The sequence below is a fragment of the Nocardia sp. NPDC003345 genome, assembly GCF_053589395.1.
This window is the reverse complement of record NZ_JBSFRU010000480.1, coordinates 1-3,354: the sequence shown is the minus strand read 5'-3', so window position 1 is coordinate 3,354 and position 3,354 is coordinate 1. Positions and strand designations below refer to the sequence as shown.

Here is a 3,354-nt window from a genome sequence, read left to right as displayed (position 1 = left end):
GGTCGGCCAGCGGCAGCAGCTGCGGCTGCAGCGCCCCCAGGGCGGTTCCCGCGTTGTTTCCGGCGGTCAGCGCCCCGATCTCGATGGCCAGGTTGCGCGGTTTGTCCACATCGTAGCCACGGGCCTGCGCCACCTCGGCGGCGAAGATCTGCAGCGGCACCGTCGACAGCAGCGGCTGGTACAGGGTCGGCGCCGAAGGAATCTCGATCAGATCATCGGCGAACGGCCGCACCAGATCGTCGCCCTCCTCGGCGATCACGATCGTGCGCGCGCCCCGGGCCTGGATCTCCCGGATATTGCTGAGCAGTTTGGAGTGCAGCACCCCGCGGCCCTTCGGCGACGGCATCACCACGATCACCGGCAGCCCGCCCTCGATCAGCGCGATCGGCCCGTGCTTGAGCTCACCCGCCGCGAAACCCTCCGCGTGCATATAGGCGAGTTCCTTGAGCTTGAGCGCGCCCTCCAGCGCCACCGGGTAGCCGACGTGGCGGCCCAGGAACAGAATCGTGCGCTCCTGTGCCAGCTCCCGGGCGATCGCCCGGACCTGCGGCGCCGATTCCAGCACCCGCTCCACCAGCTTCGGCATGGCCTCGAGTTCGGCGAACTCGCGCGCCACCTCGTCGGGGTACTTGGTACCGCGCGCCTGCGCCAGCGCCAGCCCGACCAGGAGGTTCGCCGTCACCTGAGCGAGGAACGCCTTGGTGGAGGCCACCCCGATCTCCGGCCCGGCCCGGGTGTAGAGCACGGCGTCGGATTCGCGGGGGATCTGCGCGCCGTTGGTGTTGCACACCGCCAGCACCCGTGCCTTCTGGCTCTTGGCGTGCCGCACGGCCTCCAGGGTGTCGGCCGTCTCGCCCGATTGCGAGACCGCGACCACCAGCGTGGACCGGTCCAGCACCGGATCGCGGTAACGGAACTCGCTGGCCAGCTCGACTTCCACCGGCAGCCGGGTCCAGTGCTCGATGGCGTACTTGGCGACCAGGCCGGAGTGGTAGGCACTACCGCACGCCACCACGAAGACCTTCTCCACATCGCGCAGTTCCTGGTCGGAGAGGCGCTGCTCGTCGAGCACGATCCGGCCTGCCCGGCTGGGGGTCTGATCGAAATGGCCGATGAGCGTGTCGCCGACCGCGCCGGGCTGCTCCTCGATCTCCTTGAGCATGAAGTAGTCGTGACCGCCCTTCTCGGCGGCGGCCAGATCCCAGTCGATGGTGAACGGGCGCGACTGCACCCCTTCGGTCTCGCCGTGGAAGTCGGTGACCCGGTAGCCGTCCGCGGTGATCACCACGGCCTGGCCCTCGCCCAGCTCCACGGCCTCCCGGGTGTGTTCGATGAACGCGGTGACATCGGAGGCGATGAACATCTCGTTCTCGCCGACGCCGACCACCAGCGGCGTCGAATGCCGCGCCGCGATAATCGTGCCCGGATGGTCGGCGTGGGTGAACACCAGCGTGAACGCCCCCTCGAGCCGCCGCAGTACCGAGAGCGTGCTGGCCTCGAAATCACCCGCGGTCGGCCCCTCGGCGTAGGCCCGCGCCACCAGGTGCACGGCGACCTCGGTATCGGTCTCGCTCAGCAGCTCGACCCCGGCGCTCTCCAGTTCCCCGCGCAGCTGCGCGAAGTTCTCGATGATGCCGTTGTGCACCACCGCGAGCTTGCCGCTCACATCCCGGTGTGGATGCGCGTTGCGGTCGTTCGGCGCGCCGTGCGTGGCCCACCGGGTGTGTCCCATCCCGGTGCTGCCCGCGAACGCGCCCGCGCCCGCGGCACCCAGCGCCTCTTCCAGATTGCTCAGCCGGCCGGCGCGCCGTTCGATCGCGCTACCTCCGGCGCCGTCGAGAATCGCCACGCCCGCGGAGTCATAACCTCGGTACTCCATGCGGCGCAAGGCAGCGACGACGACGCCCAACGCGTCCCGGTACCCGACGTACCCCACGATTCCGCACATGGCTACTCAGAGTACTTATCCGCTAACGTTCTCGTCGTGTCGGCGTCTGTGAAATCGCTAATGAGCACTCTGACCAGCCGCGGCCCACACCGGGTGCTCCGCGGGAACCTGGCCATCGCGGGCCAGCCCGGAGTGGTGTACACCCCGGAGAGCGGTAGGGACCTACCCGCTGTCGCCTTCGGCCACGGGTGGCTCAGCCGTGCCGGGAACTACCGCACGCTGCTGGAACACCTCGCGTCGTGGGGGATCGTGGCGGCCGCACCGGATACCGAGCGCGGCCCGGTCCCGTCACATCTGAACCTCGCCACCGATCTGCTCACAACCCTCGACATCTGCACCGGGGTCCGGCTGGGTGACGGCGCTCTCACCGTGCATCCCGAACGCCTCGCCCTGGCCGGTCACGGCATGGGCGCGGGCGCGGCGGTGCTGGCCGCCGCCCAGCGCCGGGTCGCGGCGGTGGCCCCGCTGTTTCCGGCCCCCACCTCCCCCGCCGCCGAATCGGTGGCGCCCGGGCTCGACGCCCCCGCCCTCATCCTCGCGGGGGTGAGCGATATCGATTCGATGAGTTCCAACGCCGTCCCGCTGGCCGCCGAATGGGGCGGCCCGGCGATCCTGCGCACCCTCGAGGGCGCCGGTCACAACGGACTCGCCGAAGGCCGCCGCCTGCTGGCCGCGGTGGGCGGCGGCAAACACGAACCCAAGACCACCCGCACCACCCGTGCCCTGCTCACGGGTTACCTGCTGCACACCCTGCTCCGGGACAAGACCTACGCCGCGTTCGCCGACCCGGAAACCTCGATCAAGCACACCCACGTCATCGACCCGGCCGCCGCCCTGCTCGATCAGGAGACCGGCCGGCAGGAAGCGGCCCACCCCGATCCCGCGACCATCGGCAAACTGGTCCGCACGATCCGCAAATAGCATCCGGCGCGAGCCCTGTGCCCGGACCATCTTTTCACCCTCGACCGGTAAAGCGCAGCCCCGCTCCCTGGGCGGGAACGGGGCTGCTCGGTTGCCGGATTCGGAACCTACGGCCGGCCGGGACCGGGCCGGTTCATCGCTTCGGCATCATCAGCCACAGCACCAGGTAGACGAGGAACTGCGGGCCGGGCAGCACGCAGGACACGACGAACAGCAACCGGACGACACCGGAGCTCCAGCCGAAGTACTCGGCGATACCGCCGCAGACCCCGCCGATCCACTTATCGGTGGTGGAACGGGTGAAGCGGCGCGCGGGGGCGGTCATGGCGGTCCTTTCGGGTAGTGGCTACTACAACTCCACTATCCGGGCCGCCGGCCCCCGGCGGCATCGGTAGCGATACCGATACCCACCCTGATATTCCGGGGCGTGGGGGGGCGGGGGGGGGGCCGCGGGCGGCCGGGGGGGGGGGGGCCGGAGGGAAGGA

The 3,354-nt window shown here is 70.1% G+C and carries 3 protein-coding genes; 1 reads left to right on the top strand and 2 read right to left on the bottom strand.

All coding sequences use genetic code 11. The features are described 5' to 3' along the window. Positions 1-1,948 (bottom strand): glutamine--fructose-6-phosphate transaminase (isomerizing) (gene glmS, locus ACWDU1_RS30940; protein WP_450003908.1); only part of this gene is annotated, 1,948 nt, incomplete at its 3' end. A gap of 36 nt (positions 1,949-1,984) precedes the next feature. Between glmS and ACWDU1_RS30935 the strand changes: the two genes are divergently transcribed. Continuing rightward, on the top strand, positions 1,985-2,869 hold the full coding sequence (locus ACWDU1_RS30935; protein WP_450003906.1) for a poly(ethylene terephthalate) hydrolase family protein: 885 nt from the start codon (positions 1,985-1,987) through the stop codon (positions 2,867-2,869). 133 nt (positions 2,870-3,002) lie between these two features. Here ACWDU1_RS30935 and ACWDU1_RS30930 read toward each other — a convergent pair whose 3' ends face one another. Then, on the bottom strand, positions 3,003-3,194 hold the full coding sequence (locus ACWDU1_RS30930) for a PspC domain-containing protein (RefSeq protein ID WP_450003904.1): 192 nt from the start codon (positions 3,192-3,194) through the stop codon (positions 3,003-3,005). Positions 3,195-3,354 lie beyond the last annotated feature (160 nt).